A 26,461-nucleotide genomic window follows, 5' to 3' on the forward strand; every position below is an offset into this window, starting at 1 on the left:
TTCCTTATAAGACCAGCGCGAAATTGAGGGAAGCACTACCGGAACCATATACGTTCAAAGTTTAAGCGACGACGCACCGGTATCGATATACGGCGCCCAGAAAGCAACGCTTTCGGCGATGTTCGGGATGACTTCCCGGTCATTGGGTTCACGTTCCTTAAAGGACAGCTCAAGACAAATCTCGTTATTTACGGCCCCGCCTTGCGCGAAAGCCGATAACAATGGTTCGGGCTGGATGCGGCCACGGGCATTGAACTCGGCGGTAAACGGGCGATGACCTCCTTTGTCCATCAAACTTTGTTTGATGTGAATGATCGGAGAGATTTTTGGGACGGCACGCGCCCAAGCATAAGGATCGAAATCATTCGGGTCATCCGATGTCACGTCGCCATGATCAATATCGGCCATCATCCACATCGGAATGGCCATGTTCTCAGCCGTCAGCCGGTCTTGAAGCGAAATGCATTCGGCAATGGTCTCCCCAAATTCGCGGGCGATGCTCATCGGTTCCCAGAAAACATAGTCCAGACCGGCGGCTTTTCCGTGCTCGGCAACTTCGGCCCAACAATCAATGGCGACTTTAATCATGTCCTCACGCGACGCGGGGTCATCCTGCTCCCGGTAGGTCAGGATGGCAAATTGCGTCCCCACAGAGGTCCCACCGAGATCCGCAATGATGTCAGCAAACGACTTAAACCAATCAACATAATAGCGTCGAACGTCAACATCGGGATGACCAAAGTGGTTCAAGCGCCCATAAGGGCCCGTCATGCCCGACGTCACGCACACACCGGTGCGCCTCATTGCCGCCCCCATTTGCCGCGTAAGCCGTCGAATCACAGGTGCAGGCCAAGACGGATTGATGAATTCATGCGTAAGTTGAAGATCACGAATGCGCAGATCACGAGCCACGCAGTCAATCAGGTCATCGGGATCCGCAAAACGGTTCACCAGCGGATTGGTGTTAAGAGAAAGGCTCAGGGTCATCAGGAAACTACCGCGTATGTTGTGTCGAACCATTCAGTGAATGTTGAAATTTCGACCTCGGTCATATCGAGCCGGTGTTTGGTGCGACGCCAGATAATATCCTCGGCCGTCATCGCCCATTCGTTTTCTACCAGCCAGTTGACCTCTGCCTCATAAAAATGCGCGCCGAAAAAACGTCCCAACCCGTCAAATCCTGTCGCATTCCCCACAATCCGACGGGTCAATGTCCCATAACGCCGCCCGTAATAGTCGCGTAACGGTCGTGGCATCCACGGGAATTCAGACTTTAGCGCCTCACCGAATGCAGAATAATCGGCATCGGGCATATCCCCGCCGGGGAGTGCGGCACATTCTGTCCAGTCATCGCCCATATCCGGAAAGATGTGACGGATTTCGCGCATACCGCGTTCTGCGAGTTCTCTGAATGTTGTAATCTTGCCCCCAAAAATGTTCAGAAGCGGTGCTCCCCCACCCTCGTCGAGGTCAAACACATAATCCCGGGTAACCGCCGATGGGTTGCCATTACCGTCATCAAACAAGGGCCGAACACCCGAGAATGTCTCGAGAATATCCTCACGCCGGAGTTTTTCCTTGAAGTAACGGTTCACGCAATCAAGCAGATAGGAAATCTCGTAATCATCAATCGCCACGTCTTCTGCCTTGCCGTCATAGGCAATATCTGTTGTCCCGATCAGCGCCTTGTCACCTTCATAGGCATTAATAAAGATCACGCGCTTATCGTCATTCTGAACAAGATAGCTGTGCGGCCCATCCCAGAACTTTGGCACGATGATGTGACTACCTTTGACAAGTCGCACATTGCGCGTCGAATTGGCACCAGCAACCCGGGTCAGGACATCGGTCACCCACGGGCCTGCCGCATTCACCAGACATTTCGCAACAAATTTGCGCGTTTCGCCGGTAAGCCTGTTCTGTGTGCTGACATGCCATTTGCCATTTTCGCGACGCGCACTTACTGCTGGCGTACGCGTCATCACAATCGCACCGCGTTGCGCGGCATCCAGCGCATTTAACGCCACCAGACGCGCATCATCTACCCAGCAGTCCGAATACTCGAACCCTCTTTTATACGTATCAAGTAACGGTGCACCCTCGGGATCCCTGTGCAGGTCAAGTGTGCGTGTCCCCGGCAGCTTTTTTCGTCCCCCTAAATGGTCATAGAGAAACAACCCCAAACGCACGAGCCAGGCAGGACGGTCCTGAGGCGAATGCGGCAAGACAAAGCGCAAAGGCCAGATAATATGCGGGGCGGCGTTCATCAGAACTTCACGCTCAATCAGGGCTTCCCGCACCAGACGGAATTCGTAATATTCCAGATAGCGCAGTCCCCCATGCACCAACTTTCCCGAACGTGATGACGTCCCTTCGGCCAGGTCATCCTTTTCGCACAGGGCGACCTTCAGACCGCGACCAGCGGCATCACGCGCAAAGCCTGCGCCATTGATACCGCCACCAATGATAAACAGATCGAGTTCCCGGATGCTCATGTCACGATCCTCCTTGCGCGGTTTTTGACGCGTTCGTTTTTGGGTCTATTGGCCGATCACGGTGCACCGCCAACCGATCCCAGACCGGTTCAAGTGCCTCGCGGGCTTCGACATAAACGGGATAGAGTTCAGCGTAAGTTGCCTCTAAATCCGGATCGGGTGCCTCGGCTTCGCCCAGAAGGGGGGACACCCATTCGGCAACACAGCTTTCCATGTCGGAATAAGCACCGATAGCGACAGCAGCCATCATTGCGCATCCGGCTGCACCGGCTTCTTCGCGGCCCGAAACCCGCACAGGAGCACCTACCGCGGCAGCAAGAATGGCGCGCAATGAATTTGATCGCGCAGCGCCGCCGGTCAGGCGCAGTTCTCTGGGCAATTCATCCATTGCGCCATAACAATCACGTGCCGCCATGCCAAGGCTTTCAACTACGGCCCGGATCAGATCAGGAAAACTGTGTCCAGATGAAAGACCGATAAATCCGGCACGCGCACTGGCATTGACCATCGGTCCGCGCTCGCCCGCTTCGGACACATAGGGATGATACAGAATTTGTCCGGGCTCGGACCGCGCCAACCAATCATCAATACGGGCAACCAGATCGGCATAATCGTGGAGATGTCCTGTTTCGCTCATCAGGTCGGCCGCCATGCGAAGCGCCCAATCGATATTAAGCGTAGCGGCCATATTTGTTTGAACCTGTGTCACCATATGTGCGGCAGGCAGGCAAATGACATAGCCGGAATTGCCCCCAAGGCGTACATCCGTATCCCTGACCGCGCGCATATGCACACCGGTCGATCCGATCGTCGAACATGCGGCCCCCGGCGTCCCGGTATAGACACCAGCACCAAGTGCGGTCATGACCATATCGACATAGCCAAGACTGACGGGAGTTCCGGCCAAAAGACCGGTCTTTGCCGCGGCCGCATCACCAAGTGGATGGGTTTGCTGACTGCCATCAAGAATATCGGGCAACAGGTGGCTTCGGCTGCGCAGTTCAAGGGCGTCGATCACAAGATCGGAATAACTACGCGTGCGGAAGTCCCCGAACGTAAAACTGGCTTCTGAGGGGTCGGTTGCCTGCATCCCGGTCAGATTAAGGTAAAGCCAATCCTTGCAATGCATGGCGGTTTCGGTCCGATCAAGAAGTGCCGGGAAATGGCGATGCATATGCGCCATCTGTGCACCCTGCTGACAGGTATTTAGCGCTGTGCCGGTAACCTGAAACCGTTCTGAATTAACCTCTTTGGCCGCAAGGTCACGCGTGGTTTCTGCCGCCCGTGCATCCAGCCACAGCCATGCGTCACTGACCGGGCGATTATCTTTACCGACAAGCCAGGTGCCATCGCCCTGACCTGTGACAGCAAGGGCTGCGGTGCGGCTGGCGAGGTCCTTGATTTTATCACCGAGGCAACGCAACGCGCTGGCGCAGTCTTCCCATGTCCGGTTCATGTCCTGCGTCGCAGCACCGCTTGGGCCGCTCGCATACTGATTGGGAACGGCAGCATCTCCGAGCTGACGTCCGGAAAGACTAAAAGCGACGGCCTTGATGACGGACGTACCCGCATCGATCCCAATAATGATGTCGCGCTCAGCCATGCTGCACCTTTTGTTGGCGCAGATAGCAAGTCACGCAGCATGTGTGTGCCATGCGACGTCCTCCCTGTTTTTTCTTTATCTGGCCTCCGACTTTTCGGTCACTGCGGCCTTTGCAAGAGAAGAATCTTCCCGAGCTGTTTTTTCAGCATAACCCGACATTGGTCGATGTCGAGTGTAATTTTTTACTTTTTTTGTAATTTTTTTCAGTTATGGTAATAAACACAAACCGGATACCGGGGCCAGCCAATCGCAGAAAATGGCGGTTTCAACCAAAAACGGGATTCGGGATGGGACAAGCGAAACGTGCAAAATCATGCTTCGTTTTGTGCATCGGGAGGAAAATGGCCTGCACCAAGACAGGCCGAGCTGGTTCTGATCAGCGACGCGTTTCGCGCCACATTGCTGGCGGCAAAAAGTTCAGATTCGCGACAATGTTCAGAGTTAACCAGCCCCTCCCCAAAGAGATTAACAGGGCCCAGCGTGGCTAGACGGGAGGATAAAGAGACAATGAGTGCCACCGATATATCCACCAGATCCCTCAAACCGCGTCTTGGTCGGCGTGGCATGCTCATCGGAGCAACCGTCCTTGGTGTCCTGACTGCCATCGCCCTTGATACCACGGTTGTCACAATCGGATCCGAGCAGGACATGCGTGTTGCCGGATTTTCTGCCGATACGTATGGCGCGGCACAATTCCCGCGCATCCGCGATGACGTGATCAGCCGCGCTGTTGACGCAAAAACACTGGCAAATGCGCTGGCAAAGGATAAAAAGGCCGCAGCCGAACAATACGGCACCGGTGGCGCAATGCCGGTGCTACCAGTGGAACTGACCGGTACGGTTGGCGAAGGAAAAGGCGGCATTTACGACGTCACCGTTGATGGACTTGAAGATATCCGCATCCGGGTTCAAACGGGTCCTGCAATCAATGGTACGGATCTTCGTGACGCGCCGGGCGATATCGCATTTGGCGAATTCAAAAACCAGATCGAGTATCAGGATGCCGGTGCTGGCATCAATCGGGCCATGAAGTCCGAAATTCTTCAAGACCTGGATAGAGAGTCGCTTCCCGGAAAGACAATTTCCATTACCGGCGTTTTCAAATTGATCAATCCGAAAATGTGGCTGATCACCCCGGTCGAGGTGCAGGTCCAATGACAGCACTTCAGACCATCACACCAGAAACATTCACCGCCGACGAAGTTGTGATGTCGGCCCGCGATGTCGCCAAATTTTACGGCCCGCTTCAGGCATTGAAGGGCGTGAATTTCGACATCCACCGCGGACAGGTCACGACCCTTTTTGGCGAGAACGGTGCCGGCAAGTCAACATTGATGAAAATCCTGTCGGGCATTATTGCACCGACATCCGGAGATATCCTGCTTGATGATGAACCCGTGCGTTTTCACGGCGCCAATCATGCTCTGGCGCATGGCATCTCGATCATTCATCAGGAACTGGCATTGGCCGGAAACCTGAATGTCCGTGACAACATTTTCATGGGGCGCGAAATCCGCACAGCAACCGGTGTCAATTTCGCCGAGGAAGAACGCATAACACGCTCCCTCATGGAAGAGCTGGAAGAAGATATTGATCCGCTCACCCCGGTCGAGGAATTGCGCTTAGGGCAGCAGCAAATTGTCGAGATCGCCCGCGCATTACAGGCCAAGAGCCGCATCCTGATCATGGATGAACCAACCTCCGCCCTGTCCTCGTCCGAGGTCGAAGTCCTTTTCAAGGTCATTAACGACCTGACCGCCAAAGGGGTCAGCATCGTTTATATCTCCCATCACCTTGAAGAGGCATTGGAGATCACGGACCACGCTGTTGTCCTGCGTGATGGCGAAATGACGGCATGGGCCCCCCGTGCGGAAATCGACATCGAATGGATCGTGCGCAACATGGTAGGTGAAAACTTCAACCTTGGCGCGCGCCCCAACAGCAAAATGGGCGCACCGGCCCTTACGATCGAAAACCTGTGCGTACCCGATGCGTCGGGCAACGGGCTGGTGGTTGATCACATTAACCTTAGCGTCCGGTCCGGAGAGATTGTTTGCATCTATGGGTTGATGGGAGCAGGACGGACAGAAATGATGGAATGTGCAGCAGGACGCCTGAAGGCGCAAAGCGGCACTGTAAAACTGCATACGCAGGATGTTTCCAACCTTTCCATTTCCGAGCGCATCAATGCCGGTCTGGTTCTTGTACCCGAAGACCGTCAACGCGACGGTCTCGTCCAGACAATGACGGTTGGACAAAACCTTTCACTTTCATCAATTGCGGCCTTTACCCGTGGCCTGTTCACCAGCCGCAAGGTCGAAAGCAAGGTGATCGAAGACTCAATTCGCGAAGTCACGGTCAAAACCGAAAGCGGTGCCACCATGATTGGCGCGCTTTCGGGGGGGAACCAGCAAAAGGTCGTGATCGGAAAAATGCTCGCCACCCAGCCGGAAGTCATCCTGCTGGATGAACCTTCACGCGGGATCGACATCGGCGCAAAAGCCGAGGTTTTCAAACTGCTGGCAAGCACCGCTGAAAAACGCGGGCTCGCGGTTCTTTATTCGACTTCGGAAGTCGGAGAGTGCCTGAGCATCGCGCACCGAATCATCGTCATGAACAGAGGCCGAATTGCGGCCGAATTCGACCATACAGCAACCAAAGAACAGATCATGGCCGCCTCTGGCGAAGCCGTGCACCACTAGGGAGGCCAGACATGGCACAAACCACGACTTCTACGCCTGCTGCAGGTGGCATAGACCTCAATATCGGCAAGATCCTGCTGGAAGGTCGTGCATTCTTTGCGTTGGTGGCGATTGTTATCACCTTCTCGTTCCTGTCACCTGTCTATTTCAGCGGCAGCAACTTCCTGACCATGTCATCTCATGTGGCGATCTTTGGCCTTCTGGCCATCGGCATGTTGCTCGTGATCCTGAATGGCGGCATTGATCTTTCGGTTGGTTCGACACTTGGTCTGTCCGGAGTGGTCGCAGGTTACCTTATGCAAGGTGTCGAAATTCCATCCTCCGGCGTCATTCTGTACCCGCCGGTTTGGGCCGTTGTCGTCCTGACCATCGCACTTGGCGCTTTTGTCGGGGCGGTCAACGGGGTGCTCATCGCCTTTTTCAGGGTTCCGGCCTTCGTCGCAACGCTTGGGATGCTCTATGTCGCACGCGGTGTTGCGCTGTTGATGACCAATGGTCTCACATACAACAATCTGGGCGGCACCGAAGCACTGGGCAATACCGGCTTTGACTGGCTTGGTTTCAACCGTATCGCGGGCGTTCCCATCGGCGTGATCGTTCTGGCAGTGGTTGCCCTGATCATTGGTCTTGTCCTGATGCGAACAGCGTTTGGTCGTTGGCTCTATGCGTCGGGCGGGAACGAACGGGCGGCCGAACTGTCGGGCGTACCTACCCGTGGCGTGAAAGTTTCGGTCTATGTGCTGTCGGGTGTTTGTGCCGCCATTGCCGGGCTTGTGCTTTCCTCACAGCTGACATCCGCAGGTCCGACCGCCGGCACCACTTACGAACTCACGGCCATCGCAGCAGTAGTAATCGGCGGGGCGGCACTTACCGGGGGGCGTGGCAACGTACGCGGCACGATGCTCGGCGCCTTTGTAATCGGCTTTCTGAGCGATGGCCTCGTCATTATCGGCGTTTCTGCTTACTGGCAAACCGTCTTTACCGGTGCGGTGATCGTGCTCGCCGTGCTGCTTAACAGCCTTCAATACGGCCGTTCCGGCCGATAACGAATTCGGGTGCGAGACAGGGTGGTCTTGCGCCCGAATAACCGCCGGACACGTCCGGTAATATCAAAACCCAACGGGAGGACACCCAAAATGAACGTTATAAAGCGTACACTTTTCGCAACGATTGCTGCCCTGCCTTTGATGTCGACTGCGGCGATGGCAGACGGCCTGATTTCGATCATCGTGAATGATCCTTCAAATCCCTATTGGTTTACTGAAGGGGAAGTTGCCAAAGCCACGGCAGAAGAGCTTGGCTATGACGCCAATGTCGGGGCACACAAGGGTGATACCAACACCGAAAGCAACCTCGTTGACACCGCGATCACCAATCAGGCCAAGGCGATTATTCTCGATCCGGCCAATGCCGACGGTTCGATCGGTGCCGTGAAAAAAGCGTTTGCCGCTGGCATCCCCGTATTCATCGTGAATGCTGAAATCAATCAGACAGGCCTTGCCAAAGCACAGTTGGTATCAAACAACGCACAAGGTGCTGCCCTTGGTGCCATGGCCTGGGTCGATGCGATGGGCGATAGTGGCTCCTATGTTGAACTGTTTGGCGCACCGTCGGACAACAATGCCCAGACGCGCTCGAACGGGTTTGAAACGGTGCTGACCCAATACCCCGATCTTGAGAAAAAAGCACAGGAAGTGGCAAACTGGGATCGTACCCAGGGCTATTCAAAAATGCAGTCGATGCTACAGGCCAACCCGGATATCTCGGGCGTGATCTCGGGCAATGACGAAATGGCTCTTGGTGCGATTGCCGCCCTGAAAGAAGCTGGTAAACTTGAAGGCAAAATCATTGGCGGCTTTGATGGTTCACCTGATGCTGTTGAAGCCGTCAAGGCAGGTGAATTGACCTACACCGTCCTGCAACCGGTTGCGATCTTTGCAGAAGAAGCCGTTCGTCAGGCCGATCACTTCATCACCACCGGGGAATTGAAGGTTGTCGAAGAAAAGCAGCTCTTTGATTGCATTCTGGTCGATGCCAGCATTCTTGATGTTTATTCCTTCTCTGGACCGTTCCAGCTTGATCGGTAATCAAACCACCTGATTTAGGTCCAAGCATAGACAATGAGGAGGGATGCATCACATGCTCCCTTCCTATCTGAAGAAAACCCCGTTCAAATTGAGCGGGGTTTTCTTTTTGTAGTGATCGTTACAAATTACTAAATACCGGAGTAGTGTGGTCGTTATCTTTTGGTGAATATCCTGCGCAAAATAAAAGTCCCCGCACCTGACGGGGACTTTTAATGAGGAACCAGCGAAGGAAGCTCTTTACCGCTTCTTGTATATGTCGCCCGTCAGCTTACTGCCATTGCCTCAAGCGACAACGGTTTAATACGGTCGGCGTGACCGGCGGTCCCAAAGGCTTCGAACCGTGATTTGCACAGCTCGGTCATCAGGGCGGTGCCTTCCTTAAGGTACTTCCGTGGATCAAACTCCCCCGGATTTTCCGAAAGAACACGCCGCACGCCCGCCGTCATGGCCATGCGGTTGTCTGTATCAATATTCACCTTACGTACCCCGGAACGAATACCGCGCTGGATCTCGTCGACCGGCACACCCCAAGTGGGTCGCATGTCGCCCCCAAAATTGTTAATCACCTGACGCAAGTCGTCAGGCACCGATGAAGAGCCATGCATGACCAGATGCGTGTCTGGTAAGCGGCGGTTGATTTCTTCAATGACAGTCATTGCCAAGATATCGCCATCGGGCTGACGGCTGAACTTATAGGCACCGTGACTTGTCCCCATCGCGACGGCCAAGGCATCAACACCCGTCTCGCGCACGAACCGTTCGGCTTCTTCGGGGTCGGTCAACAATTGCTCGCCTGACAGCTTCTCGGTGGCACCATGACCGTCTTCCTGATCCCCCATACCGGTCTCAAGCGATCCGAGAACTCCCAACTCGCCCTCAACCGAAACACCGCAGGCATGCGCCATTTCCACAACGCGTGCGGTGATGTCACGATTGTATGCGTAATCGGCCGGGGTTTTGCCATCACTTTCAAGCGAACCATCCATCATCACGGATGTAAAACCGTGCTGGATCGCAGTAGCGCAAGTCGCCAGATTGTTCCCGTGATCAAGATGCATGCAAACCGGAATTTCCGGAAAGGTTTCGACAAGCCCGTCAATCAACCTTGCCAGCAGTTTATCGCCCGCATAGGCACGCGCCCCGCGTGAGGCCGCAAGGATCACCGGCGCATTTGCTTCGCGCGCCGCTGTCATGATTGCTAGCCCCATTTCCATGTTCGAGATGTTAAATGCCGGTACGGCATAACCGTGTTCTGCGGCATGGTCGAGCAATTGGCGAAGCGTAATGCGTGCCATAAGTCAATTCTCCTCCGAGAGATATCTTGCGATGATGTCGACCTCTTCGCGTGCGCCAAACACAAGCGGTACATTTTGATGCGGTGTTGCGGGCATCAGGTCGAGAATACGGTTGGTCCCATCGGTGGCGCGACCGCCGGTTGCCTCGATCAGACAGGCAATTGGAACGGCTTCATAGGCAAGCCTCAATCTTCCCTCACGGTAACCGTCACGCCGATCTGCCGGATACATAAACGCCCCGCCCTTTAACAGAATACGGTGCAATTCCCCGACAGCTGCGGCCAGCCATCTCATATTAAAATTGCGTCCACGCGGACCATCCGCACCGGCGCGCAAATCGGACGCCCACGCCTGCAGGCCCGGCGACCAATGTCGTTCGTTCGAGGCGTTATAGGCAATTGTTCCCGCCTCGCTCTTTAGCTGAATATCGACTGCAGTCATTTTGAAATCACGCCCATCATATGTGGCGATATGGACGCCCTGCCCGGCGGTAAACCCAAAATCCAGCGAATGGCCAAACGATGCATATCCGGCAGCAACCGCTTCGGAACCCTTACGGCAAAAGTTCGCAGGTCCCGTTGGGTAAATGACAAACAACATGCCAAGCGGCGCACCAATACCAATTGATCCAGAGCCATCTATCGGATCAATTGCAATATCGTAATTGCCATTGGCATCAAGGACTTCAACTGCTTGGGCTTCTTCGGACAAAAGGTGACGAACACCACACCCCCTCAAAGCAGCAATAATGTGATCATGTGCACCGACATCCAGCGCCTTTTGCGCATCGCCACTTTCATTGTGGCCACATGGTGCAGCAGGATCACCAGGCAATTTCCCGGCGGCAAGGCGCGCGGCAATGGCCGGCAAAGCATTGGCGATTGCATCCAACAAACTGCCCAATTCGCCCGTCGGTAGACAGGCTTTTAGCATTGCGGCATCGGCGGCACGGTCATTTGGCAAAATCAGCATGTTCAACATCCGTCGTCAAAGGTGGGTCAGACACCATTGGTGCCGAACCTGCGATCCGTTGACTTACGCTGTATGGTATTTTGCATCAACAGCGTCGATGGCCTGAACGTTGGTTGCCGACTTTCCTTGTGGATCAAACACCGCTGACAGAAACGCATCGGCGATATCCTTGGCAAGTTCCACACCGACAACACGTGCACCCATTGTAATGATATGGGCATTGTTCGATGTTGCGGCCTTGCCCGCAGAATAGGTGTCATGCGCCTGCGCTGCGCGAATGCCTGGAACCTTGTTTGCAGCAAGGCAAACCCCGATACCAGTACCACAGCAAAGAATGGCACGATCATAGACCCCCGCCTTTACCGCCGAAGCCACCCGGTCCGAGAGATTGGCATAGTAATCGTCCGGCCCGGCTTCGGTCCGCGAGGCTTCGGTCACATCGTAATCCGGGTTGTTGCTTAGATACTCAGCCAATGCCTTGGCCAGTCCCTCGCCAGCACTGTCGCCAGCCACTGCGATTTTCATATCGTTTCCTCCATATTGACCTGCGCGTTCAGCGCAGTGTCACAACGCTTAAGAATGTCCAAATACCCGTCCACGTCCCACGCTGAGCGCCCGATAAACAGGCCATCAATATGCGGACACGTGATCAGCTCGGCACAATTCCCGGGATTGACTGATCCGCCATAAAGACACGGCACGCGGCGGCCCAGCACGTCTTCGGCAACTTTGATAATTTCTGCCTGACGTGCATCGGCATAATCCGATGTCGCAGGAATACCGTTCTCACCGATGGCCCATACCGGCTCGTAAGCAAGCCAGATTTCAGCCGCTTTCTGGCAATCCGTCAGCTTGGAAAGCGCACCGCGCACTTGTTTGGCGAGAACCTCGGAAGCCCGGCCCTTTTCGCGATCTTCAAGCGTCTCACCGATACAAATCAGCGGAATCAGACCGTGCTGAACCGCAGCTTCCGTTTTCAGCCCCACCGTCTCATCCGTTTCGTTGAAATGCGCGCGACGCTCCGAATGCCCCAATTCAACAAGATCGAGGCCACATTCAACCAGCATTGGCGCGGAAATCTCACCGGTCCAGGCACCCTGAACGGCCCAATGCATGTTCTGTGCCCCCACCAGCACGGATGTCTTCGCCAACATGTCCTTGACTTGCCGGGTCGCGGTGAAAGGCGGAATAACAAATGTCTGAATAGAAGGTGAAAGATCGGCTGACGCCAGCCCCTTTGCCCAGCTCAGCGCTTCGGGCAACGTCTTGTTCATTTTCCAGCTGGTGCCGATCCAAACCTTGGGCATGGCAAATATTTCCTCCGTCTTGGTTCGGAAGAAATAACATTTATCTCACATTATTCAACATTATTTTTGTTATTTTGTTATTTTTAATTGTTCACAAGAGGCGCTACTGCTAGCTTTCAGACAGAGGAGGACCCTATGAACAATCAATCACAAATCGCGGCCGCAGCCGCCAAAGACCCTGAAAACTTCGCACTGGCCAACTGTCTGCGCGCCCTTGCCATTGATGCTGTGAACACGGCCAATTCCGGGCATCCGGGCGCCCCAATGGGCATGGCGGATGCGGCGACAATGCTCTTTCGCAAACACCTGAAATTTGATGCGTCAGCACCCGACTGGCCGGATCGTGACCGGTTCATCCTGTCGAATGGCCATGCATCAATGCTGCTTTATGGGCTGCTGCATCTGACGGGCTATGCCGACATGACTCTTGATCAGATACGCAATTTCCGTCAGTGGGGCTCCATCACAGCCGGCCATCCCGAATGGGGTCATGCAAAAGGGGTTGAAACCACGACCGGCCCCCTCGGACAGGGTCTTGCAACCGCCGTTGGCATGGCGCTGGCTGAACGTGCACTCGCCGCAGAATTTCCAGATCTTGTCGATCACCGTACCTGGGTGATGCACGGCGACGGGTGCCTTCAGGAAGGCATCGGTCAGGAAGCAATTTCACTCGCGGGGCATCTTGGCCTTGGCAAGCTCAATCTGCTTTATGATGACAATGACATCACCATCGACGGCCCAACATCAATCTCATTTTCAGAAGATATCCCGGCTCGCTTAAAAGCATGCGGCTGGCACGTCATCACGTGTGACGGACATGATGCAAAAGCCTTGGACGCAGCAATGACAGCAGCCAAAGCCGAAACCAAGCGCCCATCCCTCATTGCCATGAAAACGACAATCGGTTTTGGCTCTCCCAACCGTGCAGGCACCGCCAAGGCACATGGTGCCCCGCTTGGCGAAGAAGAAGGCGCACTTGCCAAGGCAAACTTGGGATGGGATTCCACGCCCTTTGAAATCCCGACCCAGCTTGCCGCCAACTGGCATGCCATCGGCACACGCGGCACCGATGCCCGGATAGCCTGGGAAGCCAAACTGGCCGCGTCGGAGCATTCAGAAAGCTTTACCGCCCGCGTCGCAGGACATCTTCCAGAAACATACGAACGTGCAGTGGCAATGGCACGTGCCTGCCTTTTTGAAAAACCACAGACGGTTGCAACCCGGAAAGCCTCACAAATCGCCCTTGAACACCTTACTGAAGCCATCCCCGCAATGATCGGTGGCAGTGCGGACCTCACCGGCTCAAACCTGACCCGCGTCCCGGCTGTTGACGGCCAATTCACGGCCGAAAATCCCGGAAGGTATATTGGTTATGGGGTGCGTGAATTTGGCATGGCCGCCGCGATGAACGGACTGGCATTGCATGGCGGGCTCAAGCCATATGGTGGTACCTTTCTAGTGTTTTCTGATTATGCCCGCAACGCCATCCGCCTTGCCTCCTTGATGGGACTTGGCGTGACATATGTCATGACACACGATTCCATCGGTCTTGGAGAGGACGGACCGACACACCAACCTGTTGAACATCTCGCATCTTTGCGCGCCATTCCCAACCTCAACGTTTTCCGTCCGGCGGATGCGATCGAAACACTCGAAGCCTGGGACATTGCGGTAAGGTCAGAGGGCACGCCATCTCTGCTGGCACTCTCCCGTCAGGACGTACCGCAACTGCGCCAAGCCGGATCTGAAAACCTCACCCGGTGCGGTGCCTATATTATCCGCGAGTTTGGCAAGGAACGTGACATAACACTTCTCGCCACCGGTACGGAGGTCTCACTGGCGGTTGAGGCCGCAGAGATTCTTCAAGCAGAAGGATACGCATCGGCGGTCGTCTCAATGCCGTGCTGGGAACTTTTCGACGCACAGCCCGAAACCTATCGCGAAGAAGTACTGGGCTCAGCACCACGCATCGCGGTTGAAGCTGCCTCAGCCTTTGGTTGGACACGCTATGTCGATCGCGAAGCAGATGTCATTGGCATGCCCGGTTTCGGTGCATCGGCCCCGGCTGAACGCCTTTACGCCGAGTTCGGCATCACCACCGAGGCAATCGTCGCAAGAGCGAAAACAGTAATCGCAAAATAACAACCTGCGGGTCCGGGACACTAACTCGGACCCACATTAAACCCCGTATAGGCGGAATGAGATTTTTTTGGCGCGATTATTAAATCGCTGAAAGCAAGGAGAGAAGCGATGGTGCCCCCGGGGAGAATCGAACTCCCACTCTCAAAGAGAAACAGATTTTGAGTCTGCCGCGTCTACCAATTCCGCCACAGGGGCAGGCTATATGGGTGCGTGCTGCACCCCCATCGACGGGCGGGATAATAGCTGTAATTTTCGTGGGGTCAATGGGGGTTTATGCAAAAATGCAAGGATCCGGCCCACAATGAACTGCAGCGTTGCGATTAGGGGCAAAATACGCTTTGATCGGCGCGTCTTTTGCGGGTACGAACCCGGCACATATCGAATTTCGATCAACTCATAAAACAACACTTAGATTAGAAGGCGCACCCGCCGTGCTTCGCAGCCTGTATGACTGGACCATGAATCTTGCCGCCCACCGCCACGCGGGGTTGGCATTGTTTTTCATTGCTGCGATTGAAAGCTCGGTCTTTCCGATTCCACCCGATATTCTTTTGATCCCAATGATCATTGCCGCACCGACCAAGGCATGGCGCTATGCGCTGATCTGTCTTGTCGGGTCGGTTCTTGGCGGGATGGTTGGCTATGGCATAGGCTACTTCCTGTTTGAAGCCGTAGGCCAACCCGTTCTTCAGCTTTATGGTTATGCCGCAAAGTTTGATCAATTCCGCGACTATTATAATGAATGGGGTGCCTGGGCGGTATTTATCGCCGGTGTGACACCGTTCCCCTATAAAGTCATCACGATCCTGTCGGGGGTTACGGCCCTTGATCCTGTTGTCTTTACCGTTGCCTCGATCTTTGCGCGTGGATTGCGGTTCTTTGTCATTGCCGCCCTGATTTGGAAGTTCGGTCCGGCCATTCGCGATTTTATCGAACGGCGATTGGGCCTCCTTTTCACCATATTTGTTGTGGTTCTTATTGGTGGCTTTGCCGCGATCAAACTTGTGCCGCATGGTTAAGGCCGTCCCCGCCCAAAACAGCATCCACGCAATACGGACATCTTGATAATGAAACAGCACCGTACCCGCACAATTTCAGCCTTTCCACTGATCGCACTTTTTCTGGTATCGGTTGGCAGCCTTGGCTTTGCCTTTTATGCGCAATATGTCCAGAAGCTTCTGCCGTGCGTTTTATGCCTGTATCAGCGCATGCCATTTTATGGTGTCGCGGGACTTTCGGTTATTGCGTTATTGCTGCTGCGCTTTCCGGCTGCCGCGCGGTTTATTGTTTATCTGTGTGGCATTACGTTTGCAGTCGGCACCGCAATTGCGTTTTATCACGTCGGCGTACAAGAACTTTGGTGGCAGGGACCAGCAATGTGCGGCGGCGTTGAAAGTGGTGCCAGCTCAGTTGCCGACCTTAAGGCGCAACTCATGGCGCAGCCGATTATCCGCTGTGACAAGATCGACTGGAAACTGTTTGGTATCACCATGCCAACGGTCAATTTGTTCTTTTCTGCGGCATTGACGGTCTTTTGCCTGATCTCACCATCACGCTGGATGAAGAAATAAACCATACAAAATCACACCTTTGATGTGATAGCGGTTTACGCACAGTCAAAACCCGCCTGACACCTCAGGCGGGTTTTTTCACAACACCACACACCTAAAAAGCGAACAATACCGCGCAAAATGAACAAATACTCGATTGATAATGCGAATTGTTATTGTTTGCGGGATATTCCCGGTTATATTCAGTCAGCGATTCTTGGCGATTCCGCACGAGATTTTTTTTACACCACACGGACCAGCTTGAATTGACCGACATGACATTCCATCCACACATGACCAGCCAGATCGAAGGTATTTCCCTTCGTGATGATCTGCGTTTCCGTCGCTGGAATGCAGCCATTACCGATCTATGGCATGTCGAATGTGAACAGGAAGCTGGCGGGACATACGTTTCGCAAGCCCCGCGTCTGGTTGCCTTTCTTGACTGTGTTGGCGACGCCCGCGTTCAGGTCAAGACTGCGGGTAATGAACTTCGTCAGGATCAGCATGGTCAGGGATGCCTGTCCTATATTCCGGCGGGCATGGAAGTTTCTTCTGAAATTCTCGGCAAATGCCGGCTACGTCATCTTGATCTCCATCTTGATATCGACGCGATTGAAACCAGTCTTGGCACAACGGTTGATCGTACCGCACTGGAAACCCCGCGCATCGGGTTTTGCGACCCGCGCATCAATGCATTGGTCCGGCTGATTGCCGATGATCTTGAAAACGGCATGTCCGGGCCGCAGATTTACGGCGACGGGCTTGTAACCGCCCTGACCGCTGCCTTGCTTGAACCGCGCAAGCCCGAGACCTTACCGCGCAAACGCGGCAAACTTGCCCCGCATCACTTGCGCAAATCGGTTGCCTATATTGAACAAAATTGCGGTCGCACCATCCGTCTGGATGAACTTGCCCAGTTGACCGGGCTTTCCCAGTCCTATTTTTGCTCGGCATTTCGCGCCTCAACCGGCATGCCACCACAGCAATGGCAGATGAAGGCACGGGTCGAACGTGCCATGGACCTTCTAAGCCAGAGCAGCACATCGCTTGCCAATGTTGCCGCCAGCGTCGGCTTTGCTGACCAAGCCCACCTCACCCGTGTTTTCCGCCGGGTCGTCGGAACCACCCCCGGTGCATGGCGCAAAGAAACCGCCGCCTGAAATTAAACCAAAATTCGTTCAATACACCCAAATCCAGTTCAATATTCACAACCCTCTGACGTGATATCGAAAGGCCATCATGGAAGATGGCCCGCAGGTTCCCGCCAAGCTGGTCGTCGTAAAAGACAACCGACACAGGGAATTGCCAAATGCGTTTTACACGACAGAAACTGTCGACGACTCTTTTGCTTGGTACAGCAGTCGCACTGGTGTTTGCTGCTCCCGATTTTGCGCGGGCGCAATCAAGTGATGAAGCTTCACAACAGGACGTCACCCTTGATGCTCTGGTCATTGAAACTGAAAGCTACAACGCCAAAGCGCCCGTAGAAGGTTACGTTGCCAAACAGTCAAGCACCGGCTCAAAAACCTACACACCCATAGAAGAAATTCCGCAGTCAGTATCCGTAATTGGCCGTGAGGAAATGGAGAACCGCGGTGTGGATAAGGTTGACGAGGCGCTACGCTACACAGCGGGCGTTTTCAGTCAGCCATATGGCTCTGATACAGACACCAACTGGATCTACATTCGCGGCTTCGATGCAACACAAACAGGCACCTACCTCGACGGGTTGCAAAATTACGCTTATGGCTTTGGCGCATTCATGATCGAGGATTACAACCTTGAGCGTATTGAGGTTTTGCGTGGTGCAGCTTCTGTCCTCTATGGGGGAACAAACCCCGGTGGGATGGTTAATTATGTCAGCAAGCGCCCGACCGATGAGCCGTTACATAGACTTGAACTATCGGTAACCGACACTGGAAAGTTAGGCACTGGTGTCGATATCAGTGAACGGCTCAGCAACGACGCCGCCTATCGGGTAACAGGTCAGTTTACCAATGGCGAAGAACAAGTTGACGAGAATGAGGGATTTCAGGGCTCAATCGCGCCGACTTTCCTCTGGACCCCAAATGACGATACCAGCCTAACCCTGCTCAGCAGTTTCACCTTTGTCGATGGCCAGCATAATGGTGGCCTTGGCTTCCTGCCCTACAATGGCACTGTGGTGGATGCGCCCTACGGCAAAATTGACCCTGACATCAACTTTACAGAACCAAACCTCGATAAAGATATGCGTCGTCAGGCCATGGTGGGCTACGAACTTGAACACGACATCAATGATGATCTCACCTTCCGCCAGAACGCACGTGTAGGCCACATCGACATTCACGAAATCTATTACTATCCCAGCGGATACGCCGTTGGCGGCTCTGCCCCAAGCGGTAGCAACTACGATCTTGATCGCTGGGGCTTTGAACACCGAACCGAAATGACCACGATCGGTCTGGACAACCAACTCGAACAGAAGTTTTCCACCGCCAACCTGGATCACACCCTATTGGGTGGCATCGATATGAAACGGTTCGACATGAGCCGAAAAGAATCATCTGGCGCCGGTACCGATATTGATCCGCTCAATCCGGTTCATGGCACCTCGCAGGTTGCACGTAGCGCCTATCTGGATCAGGACATTGTCATGAACCAAATAGGGCTTTATGCACAAGACCAGATAAGATTTGGCGATGGATGGATTACAACACTGAACGGGCGCTATGACTACATTTCTACCGATGCTGACGACCCCATTTCGACTTACAACAACTACAGTGAGTCCGAGGGAGAGTGGAGCGGTCGGGCTGGCATTGCTTATATCTTCAACTCGGGCCTGACCCCATATGTCAGCGCAGCAACCTTCTTCAACCCGGTTCTGGGATCAAGTGCCAATGGTGTGTATCGCCCCGAAACAGGCGAACAATATGAGGCTGGCTTGAAGTATGTTCCGCAGAACTTTGATGGCCTGTTCACCGTTGCGGCATTCGATCTAACACGACAAAACGTAATCACAGGTACGTTCCAGAATGAACGCCAACTGGGCGAAGTACATTCACAGGGGATTGAGCTTGAGGCCAAAGCCAATCTAACCAAAGAACTCCGCCTGACTGCAAGTGCAACTGCGTACGACCTCGAAATCACCGAAGAAGAAGATCGGAGCCTTATCGGCAAACAGCCAGTGACTGTTCCAACAGAAATGGCAAGCCTGAGCCTCGACTATACCTTTAGCAAAGGTACCCTTGAGGGACTTCGCCTGATTGGTGGCGCTCGTTATCAAGGAGCATCCTATGCTGACGAGAGCAACGAGAACGAAGTACCCTCAGCCACGGTGTTTGATGCCGGGATCGGTTATGGTCTTGAGGACCAATGGGACCTCAGCTTGAACGTCTCCAACCTTCTCGACAAAGAATATGTCGCAGGCTGCAGTTCGATAACCGCTTGTGGATATGCTGAAGGACGTAGTGCTCTTCTGAAGTTGACTGTGAACTGGTAATCGCAGCATAGATCACAGCTACGACCATTTAAAAAGCCGACGGAGCATATTCCGTCGGCTTTTTTGTTTCACGCGACACCACACAGCTTAGAAATCGTAGTCCAGCTCGGTATCCCAGTATAAAAAATCCCGCCAACTTTCATGAAGATAGTTTGGCGGGAAACGGCGTCCTGTATGCTGGAGTTCGTGCATCGTGGGCTGTCCCGGCGTCCTGCGAAGCCGAAGTCCCGCCTCGCGCACCGATCGACTGCCCTTAAACAGGTTACATGTCGAACAGGCCGTGACGATGTTTTCCCAGTTGGTACGTCCCCCACGTGACCGCGGAATGACATGATCAAATGTCAGCTCATTGGTCGGCAGACGATCGTTGCAGTACTGACAGGAAAACTGATCACGTAAGAACACGTTAAACCGTGTGAAGGCAGGGCTACTTTTAAGCGGAACATATTCCTTGAGCGAGATAACGCTGGGAAGCTTCATTGTGAAGGATGGCGAATGAACTTCGCGATCATATTCCGAGAGAACATTAACGCGATCAAGAAAGACCGCCTTGAGCGTATCCTGCCAGGACCATAGAGACAGCGGGAAGTAACTCAACGGCCGGAAATCGGCGTTGAGCACAAGTGCAGGACACACATTGGGCGATAAATGCATACCATTCGCTCCACCGTGTTTACCGAGTCGCTTCCTTGTATTTAGCAGGTTCGGGAATCTTGGAAGATGAAGATATCGTGACGTTCCACAACCTAACGCGACGCGGCCACATAAACCACTGATAGAGCAAAGTATAAACCAATTTTACAAAAGCGCAAAGACCGTGTTCCGCCGAGTCGCATTTACGTGTTCGCACACCGGTTCAAGCCAAGAAAAGCCAGGCGACAGCACGGATATCGCAGCCACAAAAAAGCCGCCCATCCATGATGGTGCGGCAATTCATGCAGCTTAAAACCAAGCCAAATATATTCAGAAAAAACGAAGGGCCCGCCAGAAGCGAGCCCTCGTAAAATCTGTGCGTAAAGCAGAAGCCTGATTAGGCAGCTTTTGCTTCAACAGCTTTGGCAACCTGGCGTTTGATTTTCACCAAATCAGCCGGAAGCTTTGCATTTGCAGTGCTGAGCAAAAACGCATCCAGACCACCACGTTTTTCGATGGTGCGGACAGCATTGGTGGTCAGACGCATACGCACCGAACGACCGAGCGACTCGCTAAGCAGCGAAGTCGGCTGCAGGTTCGGGAGGAAACGACGTTTGGTACGATTGTGGGCGTGGCTCACATTCATGCCGACCAAAACGCCTTTGCCGGATACCGGGCAGCGACGTGCCATGACCTGATCTCCTGGTCTATAAATTCGCAAAAGGACGCTTGGCCTGAACACGCAGGCCCGCGCTTGGAGCCGGGTTATTACCGCCTCTGACCAATGCCGTCAAGCCTTCATCAACGCAATAACGCGACAAAAACGCCTATCTGGTGTGTTTTGCCACCAATTTTGGGTATGGGCCGTATTTTCCCCAACTCAACCGCAAGGAATCAGCCTCTTTTCAAACCAGCGCGACAATATCACAGCCATGTTTTTAGGGGAAATCGACCAAATTCAACGCCCGCATATGCCGATTCTCCCGCCAGAGAGCATATATATAAAGTCAGACATCGCAGTTCGCCGGGCCCGACTGGAAATTGACACGGATCAAAGTAACGACGCGTATGTGCTGATAGCTTTATCCTCACAGAATTCAGGATTATCTTTCAAAGCAAGGTGCGAAATGAAAACAGATAGCAATGTGTCCCTTCCCCTTTTGGGAATTCTGCTGGTCGCGGTTATCGGGCTGGTCTTGTATCTGGTTGGCTTTGTTCTGGCCCATTTCGGCATACCGATCGCATCGGCCTGGATTTATGTCGCACTGGCACTCGTGCCCGTTGCCTTCGTCGTCCTGTTTGACTTCAGCCGCTAGTACCGCGCACCTGGTTGCACGATAAGAAACAAACGGCCTGCCATGATTCATGGCAGGCCGTTTTGCGTTCTACAGACGTCTTAGGGTCAGGACCCTAGACTGATGACTTTTTAGCTTGCCAGTGCGGATCTAAACAAGGGCCCTTGGCCGGGCGAGCAAAGAAGTATCCCTGATAGGCATCGACCCCCATGCCTGCCAGTTCTGCGCGCTGCTGATCGGTTTCGACACCCTCGGCAATGACGTTAAGACCAAAGCGATGCGCGATCAAAATCGCACCTTCAATCACAACACGGGCATTTTCATCCATTTTAAGGACAAACGACTTATCGATCTTGACCGCATCCACCCGGATTTGATGCAACCGTGACAAGGATGAATACCCCGTTCCAAAATCGTCAATGTGAACTTCAATGCCCATGTCATGAAGAACCGACAAAACATCGGCAATCAGTATGATTTGGCGTTGGTCGAAAATGGATTCCGTGACTTCAAGAATCAGACGGTTTGCCGGGACTCCTGTTTCACGCAGGATACCCTCGACCATCCGGGCAAAGTTTGGCACAACGATCTGGCGTATGGAAACATTGACTGCCACCTTGGTTGTCGGTGAAATATCCTGCCAGCTGTTGAGCGTCGCGCAGGCTTCACGCAACACCCATTCACCGATCTCGACGATCTGAGCCGATTCTTCGGCGATTGGAATGAATTCATCCGGCGTGATGGCTCCAAGCTCGGCACTGCTCCAACGAAGCAGAACCTCATACGAGGTGATGGCGCCGTCCTTCGCCCTGACTACGGGTTGATATGCAAGATAGAACTCATTTCCCTGCACAGCCCGGCGGAGCGCCTGATTGATGTTCAAGCGCCGTTCCTGTTCGACCAGAAGCGTGCTGTCATAGTTATGTACGTTGCCGCGGCCTTCGCGTTTGACCTCGGCAGCAGCCAGATCAGCCCAGTGGATCAGTTCGGAAATGCCCGGATTATGGCCGGTGGCAAAGGCGACCCCCGTGCTGAAACCAACATGCAGGGTATGGCCGGAAATATTGATCGGTTGATTGACCGAGTCACGGGTCTTTTTGATGGTTGCCATAACCAGCGAGTGAAGATCATCAATCGGGGCCGCCAGCACCATCAGGAATTCATCCCCGCCCCAACGGCCAACCGCATGTTGTGGCCCACCAAACTGACGCAACCGCGCACCAACGACCCGAAGCACTTCATCGCCGATTGCGTGGCTTAGCCCGTCATTGATTTGTTTGAAGTGATCAAGGTCAATAAACAGAACGGCAAAATCAAGATCCCCGCCCCGGCCACAGACCTCGTCAAACCATTCGACAATTCCGTCACGATTCAAAAGCCCCGTTAACGTGTCATGCACCACCAGATTGCGGAGTTCTTCCGTACGCTGTGCCACACGGGCTTCAAGCTTGGCATTCCAGTCCTCGGTAACGCGGTTCTTGTGCCGTAAATCTTCGACCAGCCCCTCGTTGCGGTGATGGAGGATCAGGGACCGAAACAGAACCACGTGGTTGTTGCGATGGGTAAACAGCATGACGAACAGGAAGATAATCGCCAAAATTGCTAAAATGTAATTGGGTCCTGACATTCCAAGCAAAAGAATGGATGGGGGCAATAACAAGATGACCAGATATACCCGTCCGACAATGAAAATCGGCGCAAGTATGCCGGTGGCACCACCCGCAAGACCGGAAAAAATAATCAGAGTCAAAAACTGACTTTCGCTACGTACATTGGGGATTTGCAGCCCCCCAATCACCGCCCACAGCACAACAGCAACCAGCACACCGGCGACATATTGTTGATACCAGTGTTTATAATCCCGATCATCAAGTTCAGGCGTTTTCTGACGTAGCTTATAGTACCGGAAACCCGACCATAAACGCACAATACACACGGCCAGAACGGCGGCGAACCAAAGCAAGGTGTTAAGGACAACTTCGCCCTGCACCCAGAACATCACCAAGAGCCCTGCCCCTGCGGCAAGGTTGACCAGAATGTTCGCCCAGCTATTGCGATATGCAAGATCAAGCTGATCCCGGCGCACCTTGCCGATCAGATCTTTATCTGCTTCGTGACCGACATCCGGATCGACAAAGCGCTTTGCGAACCTTTTGACCAAACTGGTGGCTTTTTGATCCATCAGTACTTTTCGCCTCTGCTTCATCGTACGTATCTATGATCCTATACATAGGTACTAAATCAAGCCAGAGCGAATATACAAACAACGCACCCGTAAAAAGAGCGGAAATAGAGACTTCCCAGCAAAAGTCACAAGGTTTTGATTTCATTCACGAAGAATCCCCGAACAGCCCCGCTGTAGCGCAACTGTTCGGGGGTAATTAGGGTCTGAACCCAATCAATAATCAGAAGATTTCAAACACCTGGCCGGTCTGAAGACCTTCGACAGACTTGGCATATCCCATTGCCGCACGCGCCGCAGGCACCGGATCATGACCGCGAAAATAGGGTGCGTAGCCTTCCATAGCCTCAAGGATCACACCCGGGCTTACGGCGTTGATACGCTGGCCCGGCTTCATTTCAATTGCCGCAGCTTTGACAAAGGACTCGATTGCACCATTAACCATTGATGCCGAACTGCCATAGCGGATCGGATCGCGGGACAAAATACCGGTGGTCAGGGTGAAAGACGCATTGTCTGCAACATAATCCCGGCCAATCAGCACAAGATTGACCTGCCCGAACAATTTGTCATCAATCCCGATACGGTATTTTTCCTCGTCCATGTCGGCAAAGTCTCCGAAATGGACTTTGCCGGTTGTTGACACCACTGCATCAACCGCACCGACTTTTTCAAACATCGCACGAATCGATGCCGGGTCTTTGAGGTCAACTGTCACATCGCCGCTGTTGCGCGATGCACGAATAATGTCATGGCGTGCGGACAGTTTGGCATCAACGCCTTTGCCGATGATCCCCGATGCCCCGATCAATAGTACCTTCATCATCTGTCTCCATATGTGGATTTTCCAATGAATGAAGGATTTCACAAAACAGTTCGGTCGATAATCTGGCAATTTTCAAACATGTTGTTTAATATATTAAACAATGAAAGATTATCTTAGCGAAATGCGCAGCTTTTCTGCGGTGATTGAACAGGGCAGCTTTACCGATGCCGCCCTTGCAACCGGCGTGTCCAAAGGGCTGATCAGCCAGCATGTCAAACGGCTTGAGGGTGTGCTGGGTGCACAATTGCTGTTTCGCTCCACCCGGAAACTCGAACTAACCGAAATCGGTGGGACTTTTCTGGCTTATTGCCAGAATATTACCCAAAGTGCCGATGCCGCGTTTGAAGCCGTCGAAGCACTGCGCGGTGAACCAGTTGGCAGCGTGCGCATCACGGTGCCGGTATCGTTTGGCGAGATGTTCTTGCAGGACATTATTGTCGAATTTCAAAAGGTCCATCCACGCATCCAGATCGAAATGGAACTGGAAAACACGTTCCGCGACTTGCAGGCGTCACATATTGATATCGCCATTCGCGCCGGACTGACCGACGATCCCGATCAGGTTGCCATCCCGCTTGGTCAACTATACGAACTGGTGTGTGCCAGCCCGGCATACTGGCAGCAACACACCAAACCGCAAACGCCGGATGATCTTTCGGATCATAATTGTCTGGTCAATTTTCAATATTACAAGGACCGGAAATGGGTGTTCTTTTCACAAAGCGGTCCGCAGTCGATCACCGCACAGGGTAACTTGCGGTTAAACCACTACCCGCTTATCCGAAATGCCACCGTGCAGGGGCTGGGTGTTGCCCGCCTGCCGCGTTATGTCGCGATGCCCGAAATCCTTGCCGGGCGGCTTGAAACCGCCCTAGAGGGGTATCGTTCCCCCTTGCGGCCGATCTACCTTGTGTATGCTTATCAGGGCAACCTTCCGGTCAAGAACAGGCTGATGATTGATTTCATTCGAAACTGGTTTACCGACCGCCCTGACCTTCTGGAAACCAATGGACCAAACAGCGTCTAAAAGCCGTTTTCTTAAACCTGATCGGTCATCGCGATAACATCTGACGGCTCAAGCCCTTCTTCACGCATGGATCGCAAGGTTTTGGATTTATCTCGTTTGGCAAATCGCTTGCCATCCGGCCCAGTCAGCAGGCCATGGTGGTGATATTCCGGCACGTCATAGCCCAAAACTTCTTGCAGCAACCGATGCAGGTGGCTGGCAAAGAACAGGTCCTCACCACGGGTAACAAGGCTGATGCCCTGCAAATGGTCATCATGGGTCACCGACAAATGATAGCTGGTCGGAGTCTCTTTGCGGGCAAGGACAACATCGCCGAAAATTTCCGGTGTAGCAATCTGACGCCCCGCCGCACGGTCAAACCAGAACAGTTCCCGAGCAACCCGGCTAACTGCTGCCGTCATATCCAAACGCAGGGCATAACTTTCACCTGCGGCGATACGGTCACGACGTTCCTTGGCAGAACAGGCACGGCAGATCCCCGGATAGAGCGCTCCATCCGGTCCATGCGGTGCATTGCCAATCTGGACGACTTCCGCCTGAATGTCTTTACGCGTGCAGAAACACGGATACAGCAACCCCATATCCGTCAGGCGATCAAGAACGTTCTGATAATCCGAAAAATGATCTGATTGCACACGAACGGGTTCTTCCCATTCAAGCCCCAGCCACGCGAGGTCCTGATAAATCGCATCAAGATATTCCGCACGGCAACGGGTTTGATCGATGTCTTCAATCCGCAACAGGAACCGGCCATGTGGCCCGGACTGTTTGAATGAAAACAGTGCCGATGCCGCATGACCAAGGTGTAAATAGCCAGTTGGGCTTGGCGCAAATCGGGTAATTGCTGTCATAGCGTCA

General features: G+C 53.5%; 23 protein-coding genes and 1 tRNA gene. 11 read left to right on the plus strand and 13 right to left on the minus strand.

All coding sequences use genetic code 11. The features are described 5' to 3' along the window. Positions 1-54: 54 nt before the first annotated feature. From K355_RS0107660 to K355_RS0107670, 3 genes are read right to left on the minus strand one after another with little or no spacing between them, the layout of a single operon-like run. Positions 55-987, minus strand: coding sequence for a TIM barrel protein (locus tag K355_RS0107660; protein WP_022731536.1), 933 nt, complete (start codon positions 985-987; stop codon positions 55-57). Then, complete coding sequence (locus tag K355_RS0107665) at positions 987-2,495, minus strand: glycerol-3-phosphate dehydrogenase (protein WP_022731537.1); 1,509 nt, start codon at positions 2,493-2,495, stop codon at positions 987-989. The genes K355_RS0107660 and K355_RS0107665 overlap by 1 nt, the downstream gene beginning before the upstream one ends. Before the next feature lies 1 nt (position 2,496). After that, the gene (locus K355_RS0107670; RefSeq protein ID WP_022731538.1) at positions 2,497-4,098 is read right to left on the minus strand and encodes an FGGY-family carbohydrate kinase; all 1,602 of its coding nucleotides are present in this window, start codon (positions 4,096-4,098) and stop codon (positions 2,497-2,499) included. A gap of 507 nt (positions 4,099-4,605) precedes the next feature. On the opposite strand from K355_RS0107670, the gene K355_RS0107675 reads away from it, so the two are divergent. From K355_RS0107675 to K355_RS0107690, 4 genes are all read left to right on the plus strand, one after another. Beyond that, a complete protein-coding gene (locus tag K355_RS0107675; protein ID WP_022731539.1) occupies positions 4,606-5,256 on the plus strand; it encodes a DUF2291 family protein in 651 nt (216 codons plus the stop codon). After that, the gene (locus K355_RS0107680) at positions 5,253-6,800 is read left to right on the plus strand and encodes a sugar ABC transporter ATP-binding protein (RefSeq protein WP_022731540.1); all 1,548 of its coding nucleotides are present in this window, start codon (positions 5,253-5,255) and stop codon (positions 6,798-6,800) included. Before K355_RS0107675 ends, K355_RS0107680 begins: the two co-directional genes overlap by 4 nt. A gap of 11 nt (positions 6,801-6,811) precedes the next feature. Next, positions 6,812-7,846 (plus strand): ABC transporter permease, encoded by a 1,035-nt coding sequence (locus tag K355_RS0107685; protein ID WP_022731541.1) that lies wholly within the window; start codon positions 6,812-6,814, stop codon positions 7,844-7,846. Between the two features lie 90 nt (positions 7,847-7,936). Then, positions 7,937-8,887: a D-ribose ABC transporter substrate-binding protein gene (locus K355_RS0107690; protein WP_022731542.1), complete on the plus strand. Its 951-nt coding sequence runs from the start codon at positions 7,937-7,939 to the stop codon at positions 8,885-8,887. 263 nt (positions 8,888-9,150) lie between these two features. On the opposite strand, the gene fba is transcribed toward K355_RS0107690, so the two are convergent. The 4 genes from fba to K355_RS0107710 all read right to left on the minus strand — a co-directional run bounded on the left by fba (position 9,151) and on the right by K355_RS0107710 (position 12,461). Beyond that, positions 9,151-10,182, minus strand: a complete 1,032-nt coding sequence (fba, locus tag K355_RS0107695) for a class II fructose-bisphosphate aldolase (protein WP_022731543.1) — start codon at positions 10,180-10,182, stop codon at positions 9,151-9,153. A 3-nt stretch (positions 10,183-10,185) separates the two neighbouring features. Then, entirely contained in the window at positions 10,186-11,154 is a 969-nt protein-coding gene (locus K355_RS0107700) for a class 1 fructose-bisphosphatase (protein WP_022731544.1), read from the minus strand. A gap of 63 nt (positions 11,155-11,217) precedes the next feature. Further along, positions 11,218-11,679: a D-erythrulose-4-phosphate isomerase gene (gene derI / locus K355_RS0107705; RefSeq protein ID WP_022731545.1), complete on the minus strand. Its 462-nt coding sequence runs from the start codon at positions 11,677-11,679 to the stop codon at positions 11,218-11,220. After that, the gene (locus K355_RS0107710; RefSeq protein WP_022731546.1) at positions 11,676-12,461 is read right to left on the minus strand and encodes a triose-phosphate isomerase; all 786 of its coding nucleotides are present in this window, start codon (positions 12,459-12,461) and stop codon (positions 11,676-11,678) included. The genes derI and K355_RS0107710 overlap by 4 nt, the downstream gene beginning before the upstream one ends. A 135-nt stretch (positions 12,462-12,596) precedes the next feature. Between K355_RS0107710 and tkt the strand changes: the two genes are divergently transcribed. Next, positions 12,597-14,603 (plus strand): transketolase, encoded by a 2,007-nt coding sequence (tkt, locus tag K355_RS0107715; protein WP_022731547.1) that lies wholly within the window; start codon positions 12,597-12,599, stop codon positions 14,601-14,603. Between the two features lie 109 nt (positions 14,604-14,712). Here tkt and K355_RS0107720 read toward each other — a convergent pair. Next, positions 14,713-14,798, minus strand: a tRNA-Leu gene (locus K355_RS0107720). Between the two features lie 236 nt (positions 14,799-15,034). On the opposite strand from K355_RS0107720, the gene K355_RS0107725 reads away from it, so the two are divergent. The 4 genes from K355_RS0107725 to K355_RS0107740 all read left to right on the plus strand — a co-directional run bounded on the left by K355_RS0107725 (position 15,035) and on the right by K355_RS0107740 (position 19,640). Next, positions 15,035-15,622, plus strand: a complete 588-nt coding sequence (locus K355_RS0107725; protein WP_022731548.1) for a YqaA family protein — start codon at positions 15,035-15,037, stop codon at positions 15,620-15,622. Positions 15,623-15,670: 48 nt separating this feature from the next. Then, positions 15,671-16,174, plus strand: a complete 504-nt coding sequence (locus tag K355_RS0107730; protein WP_022731549.1) for a disulfide bond formation protein B — start codon at positions 15,671-15,673, stop codon at positions 16,172-16,174. 254 nt (positions 16,175-16,428) lie between these two features. Beyond that, entirely contained in the window at positions 16,429-17,316 is an 888-nt protein-coding gene (locus tag K355_RS0107735; RefSeq protein WP_022731550.1) for an AraC family transcriptional regulator, read from the plus strand. A gap of 149 nt (positions 17,317-17,465) precedes the next feature. Continuing rightward, positions 17,466-19,640: a TonB-dependent siderophore receptor gene (locus K355_RS0107740; RefSeq protein ID WP_022731551.1), complete on the plus strand. Its 2,175-nt coding sequence runs from the start codon at positions 17,466-17,468 to the stop codon at positions 19,638-19,640. An 87-nt stretch (positions 19,641-19,727) separates the two neighbouring features. On the opposite strand, the gene K355_RS0107745 is transcribed toward K355_RS0107740, so the two are convergent. Further along, positions 19,728-20,294 (minus strand): HNH endonuclease, encoded by a 567-nt coding sequence (locus tag K355_RS0107745; protein WP_022731552.1) that lies wholly within the window; start codon positions 20,292-20,294, stop codon positions 19,728-19,730. 376 nt (positions 20,295-20,670) lie between these two features. Then, a complete protein-coding gene (gene rpmB, locus K355_RS0107750; protein WP_022731553.1) occupies positions 20,671-20,964 on the minus strand; it encodes a 50S ribosomal protein L28 in 294 nt (97 codons plus the stop codon). 436 nt (positions 20,965-21,400) lie between these two features. On the opposite strand from rpmB, the gene K355_RS0107755 reads away from it, so the two are divergent. Then, complete coding sequence (locus K355_RS0107755) at positions 21,401-21,589, plus strand: hypothetical protein (protein WP_022731554.1); 189 nt, start codon at positions 21,401-21,403, stop codon at positions 21,587-21,589. 94 nt (positions 21,590-21,683) lie between these two features. Here K355_RS0107755 and K355_RS0107760 read toward each other — a convergent pair whose 3' ends face one another. Then, the gene (locus K355_RS0107760; protein ID WP_022731555.1) at positions 21,684-23,750 is read right to left on the minus strand and encodes a putative bifunctional diguanylate cyclase/phosphodiesterase; all 2,067 of its coding nucleotides are present in this window, start codon (positions 23,748-23,750) and stop codon (positions 21,684-21,686) included. Between the two features lie 223 nt (positions 23,751-23,973). Next, entirely contained in the window at positions 23,974-24,573 is a 600-nt protein-coding gene (locus K355_RS0107765; RefSeq protein ID WP_022731556.1) for a short chain dehydrogenase, read from the minus strand. Positions 24,574-24,676: 103 nt separating this feature from the next. Here K355_RS0107765 and K355_RS0107770 point away from each other — a divergent pair, with 103 nt between their 5' ends. Next, positions 24,677-25,603, plus strand: coding sequence for a LysR family transcriptional regulator (locus tag K355_RS0107770; RefSeq protein ID WP_022731557.1), 927 nt, complete (start codon positions 24,677-24,679; stop codon positions 25,601-25,603). Between the two features lie 11 nt (positions 25,604-25,614). On the opposite strand, the gene gluQRS is transcribed toward K355_RS0107770, so the two are convergent. After that, the gene (gene gluQRS / locus K355_RS0107775) at positions 25,615-26,454 is read right to left on the minus strand and encodes a tRNA glutamyl-Q(34) synthetase GluQRS (protein ID WP_022731558.1); all 840 of its coding nucleotides are present in this window, start codon (positions 26,452-26,454) and stop codon (positions 25,615-25,617) included. Positions 26,455-26,461: the final 7 nt, after the last annotated feature.

This window comes from Thalassospira lucentensis MCCC 1A00383 = DSM 14000 (genome assembly GCF_000421265.1).
GTDB lineage: Bacteria > Pseudomonadota > Alphaproteobacteria > Rhodospirillales > Thalassospiraceae > Thalassospira > Thalassospira lucentensis.

Excerpts from the sequence above, each read along its gene's own strand:
- K355_RS0107660 (WP_022731536.1), bottom strand. The coding sequence starts at position 987 with ATGACCCTGAGCCTTTCTCTTAACACCAATCCGCTGGTGAACCGTTTT.
- K355_RS0107710 (WP_022731546.1), bottom strand. The coding sequence starts at position 12,461 with ATGCCCAAGGTTTGGATCGGCACCAGCTGGAAAATGAACAAGACGTTG.
- derI (WP_022731545.1), bottom strand. The coding sequence starts at position 11,679 with ATGAAAATCGCAGTGGCTGGCGACAGTGCTGGCGAGGGACTGGCCAAG.
- K355_RS0107675 (WP_022731539.1), top strand. The coding sequence starts at position 4,606 with ATGAGTGCCACCGATATATCCACCAGATCCCTCAAACCGCGTCTTGGT.
- K355_RS0107765 (WP_022731556.1), bottom strand. The coding sequence starts at position 24,573 with ATGAAGGTACTATTGATCGGGGCATCGGGGATCATCGGCAAAGGCGTT.
- K355_RS0107680 (WP_022731540.1), top strand. The coding sequence starts at position 5,253 with ATGACAGCACTTCAGACCATCACACCAGAAACATTCACCGCCGACGAA.
- K355_RS0107745 (WP_022731552.1), bottom strand. The coding sequence starts at position 20,294 with ATGCATTTATCGCCCAATGTGTGTCCTGCACTTGTGCTCAACGCCGAT.
- K355_RS0107700 (WP_022731544.1), bottom strand. The coding sequence starts at position 11,154 with ATGCTGATTTTGCCAAATGACCGTGCCGCCGATGCCGCAATGCTAAAA.
- K355_RS0107690 (WP_022731542.1), top strand. The coding sequence starts at position 7,937 with ATGAACGTTATAAAGCGTACACTTTTCGCAACGATTGCTGCCCTGCCT.
- K355_RS0107770 (WP_022731557.1), top strand. The coding sequence starts at position 24,677 with ATGAAAGATTATCTTAGCGAAATGCGCAGCTTTTCTGCGGTGATTGAA.
- K355_RS0107740 (WP_022731551.1), top strand. The coding sequence starts at position 17,466 with ATGCGTTTTACACGACAGAAACTGTCGACGACTCTTTTGCTTGGTACA.
- K355_RS0107665 (WP_022731537.1), bottom strand. The coding sequence starts at position 2,495 with ATGAGCATCCGGGAACTCGATCTGTTTATCATTGGTGGCGGTATCAAT.
- K355_RS0107760 (WP_022731555.1), bottom strand. The coding sequence starts at position 23,750 with ATGGATCAAAAAGCCACCAGTTTGGTCAAAAGGTTCGCAAAGCGCTTT.
- tkt (WP_022731547.1), top strand. The coding sequence starts at position 12,597 with ATGAACAATCAATCACAAATCGCGGCCGCAGCCGCCAAAGACCCTGAA.
- K355_RS0107755 (WP_022731554.1), top strand. The coding sequence starts at position 21,401 with ATGAAAACAGATAGCAATGTGTCCCTTCCCCTTTTGGGAATTCTGCTG.
- gluQRS (WP_022731558.1), bottom strand. The coding sequence starts at position 26,454 with ATGACAGCAATTACCCGATTTGCGCCAAGCCCAACTGGCTATTTACAC.
- K355_RS0107670 (WP_022731538.1), bottom strand. The coding sequence starts at position 4,098 with ATGGCTGAGCGCGACATCATTATTGGGATCGATGCGGGTACGTCCGTC.
- K355_RS0107685 (WP_022731541.1), top strand. The coding sequence starts at position 6,812 with ATGGCACAAACCACGACTTCTACGCCTGCTGCAGGTGGCATAGACCTC.
- rpmB (WP_022731553.1), bottom strand. The coding sequence starts at position 20,964 with ATGGCACGTCGCTGCCCGGTATCCGGCAAAGGCGTTTTGGTCGGCATG.
- K355_RS0107730 (WP_022731549.1), top strand. The coding sequence starts at position 15,671 with ATGAAACAGCACCGTACCCGCACAATTTCAGCCTTTCCACTGATCGCA.
- K355_RS0107735 (WP_022731550.1), top strand. The coding sequence starts at position 16,429 with ATGACATTCCATCCACACATGACCAGCCAGATCGAAGGTATTTCCCTT.
- fba (WP_022731543.1), bottom strand. The coding sequence starts at position 10,182 with ATGGCACGCATTACGCTTCGCCAATTGCTCGACCATGCCGCAGAACAC.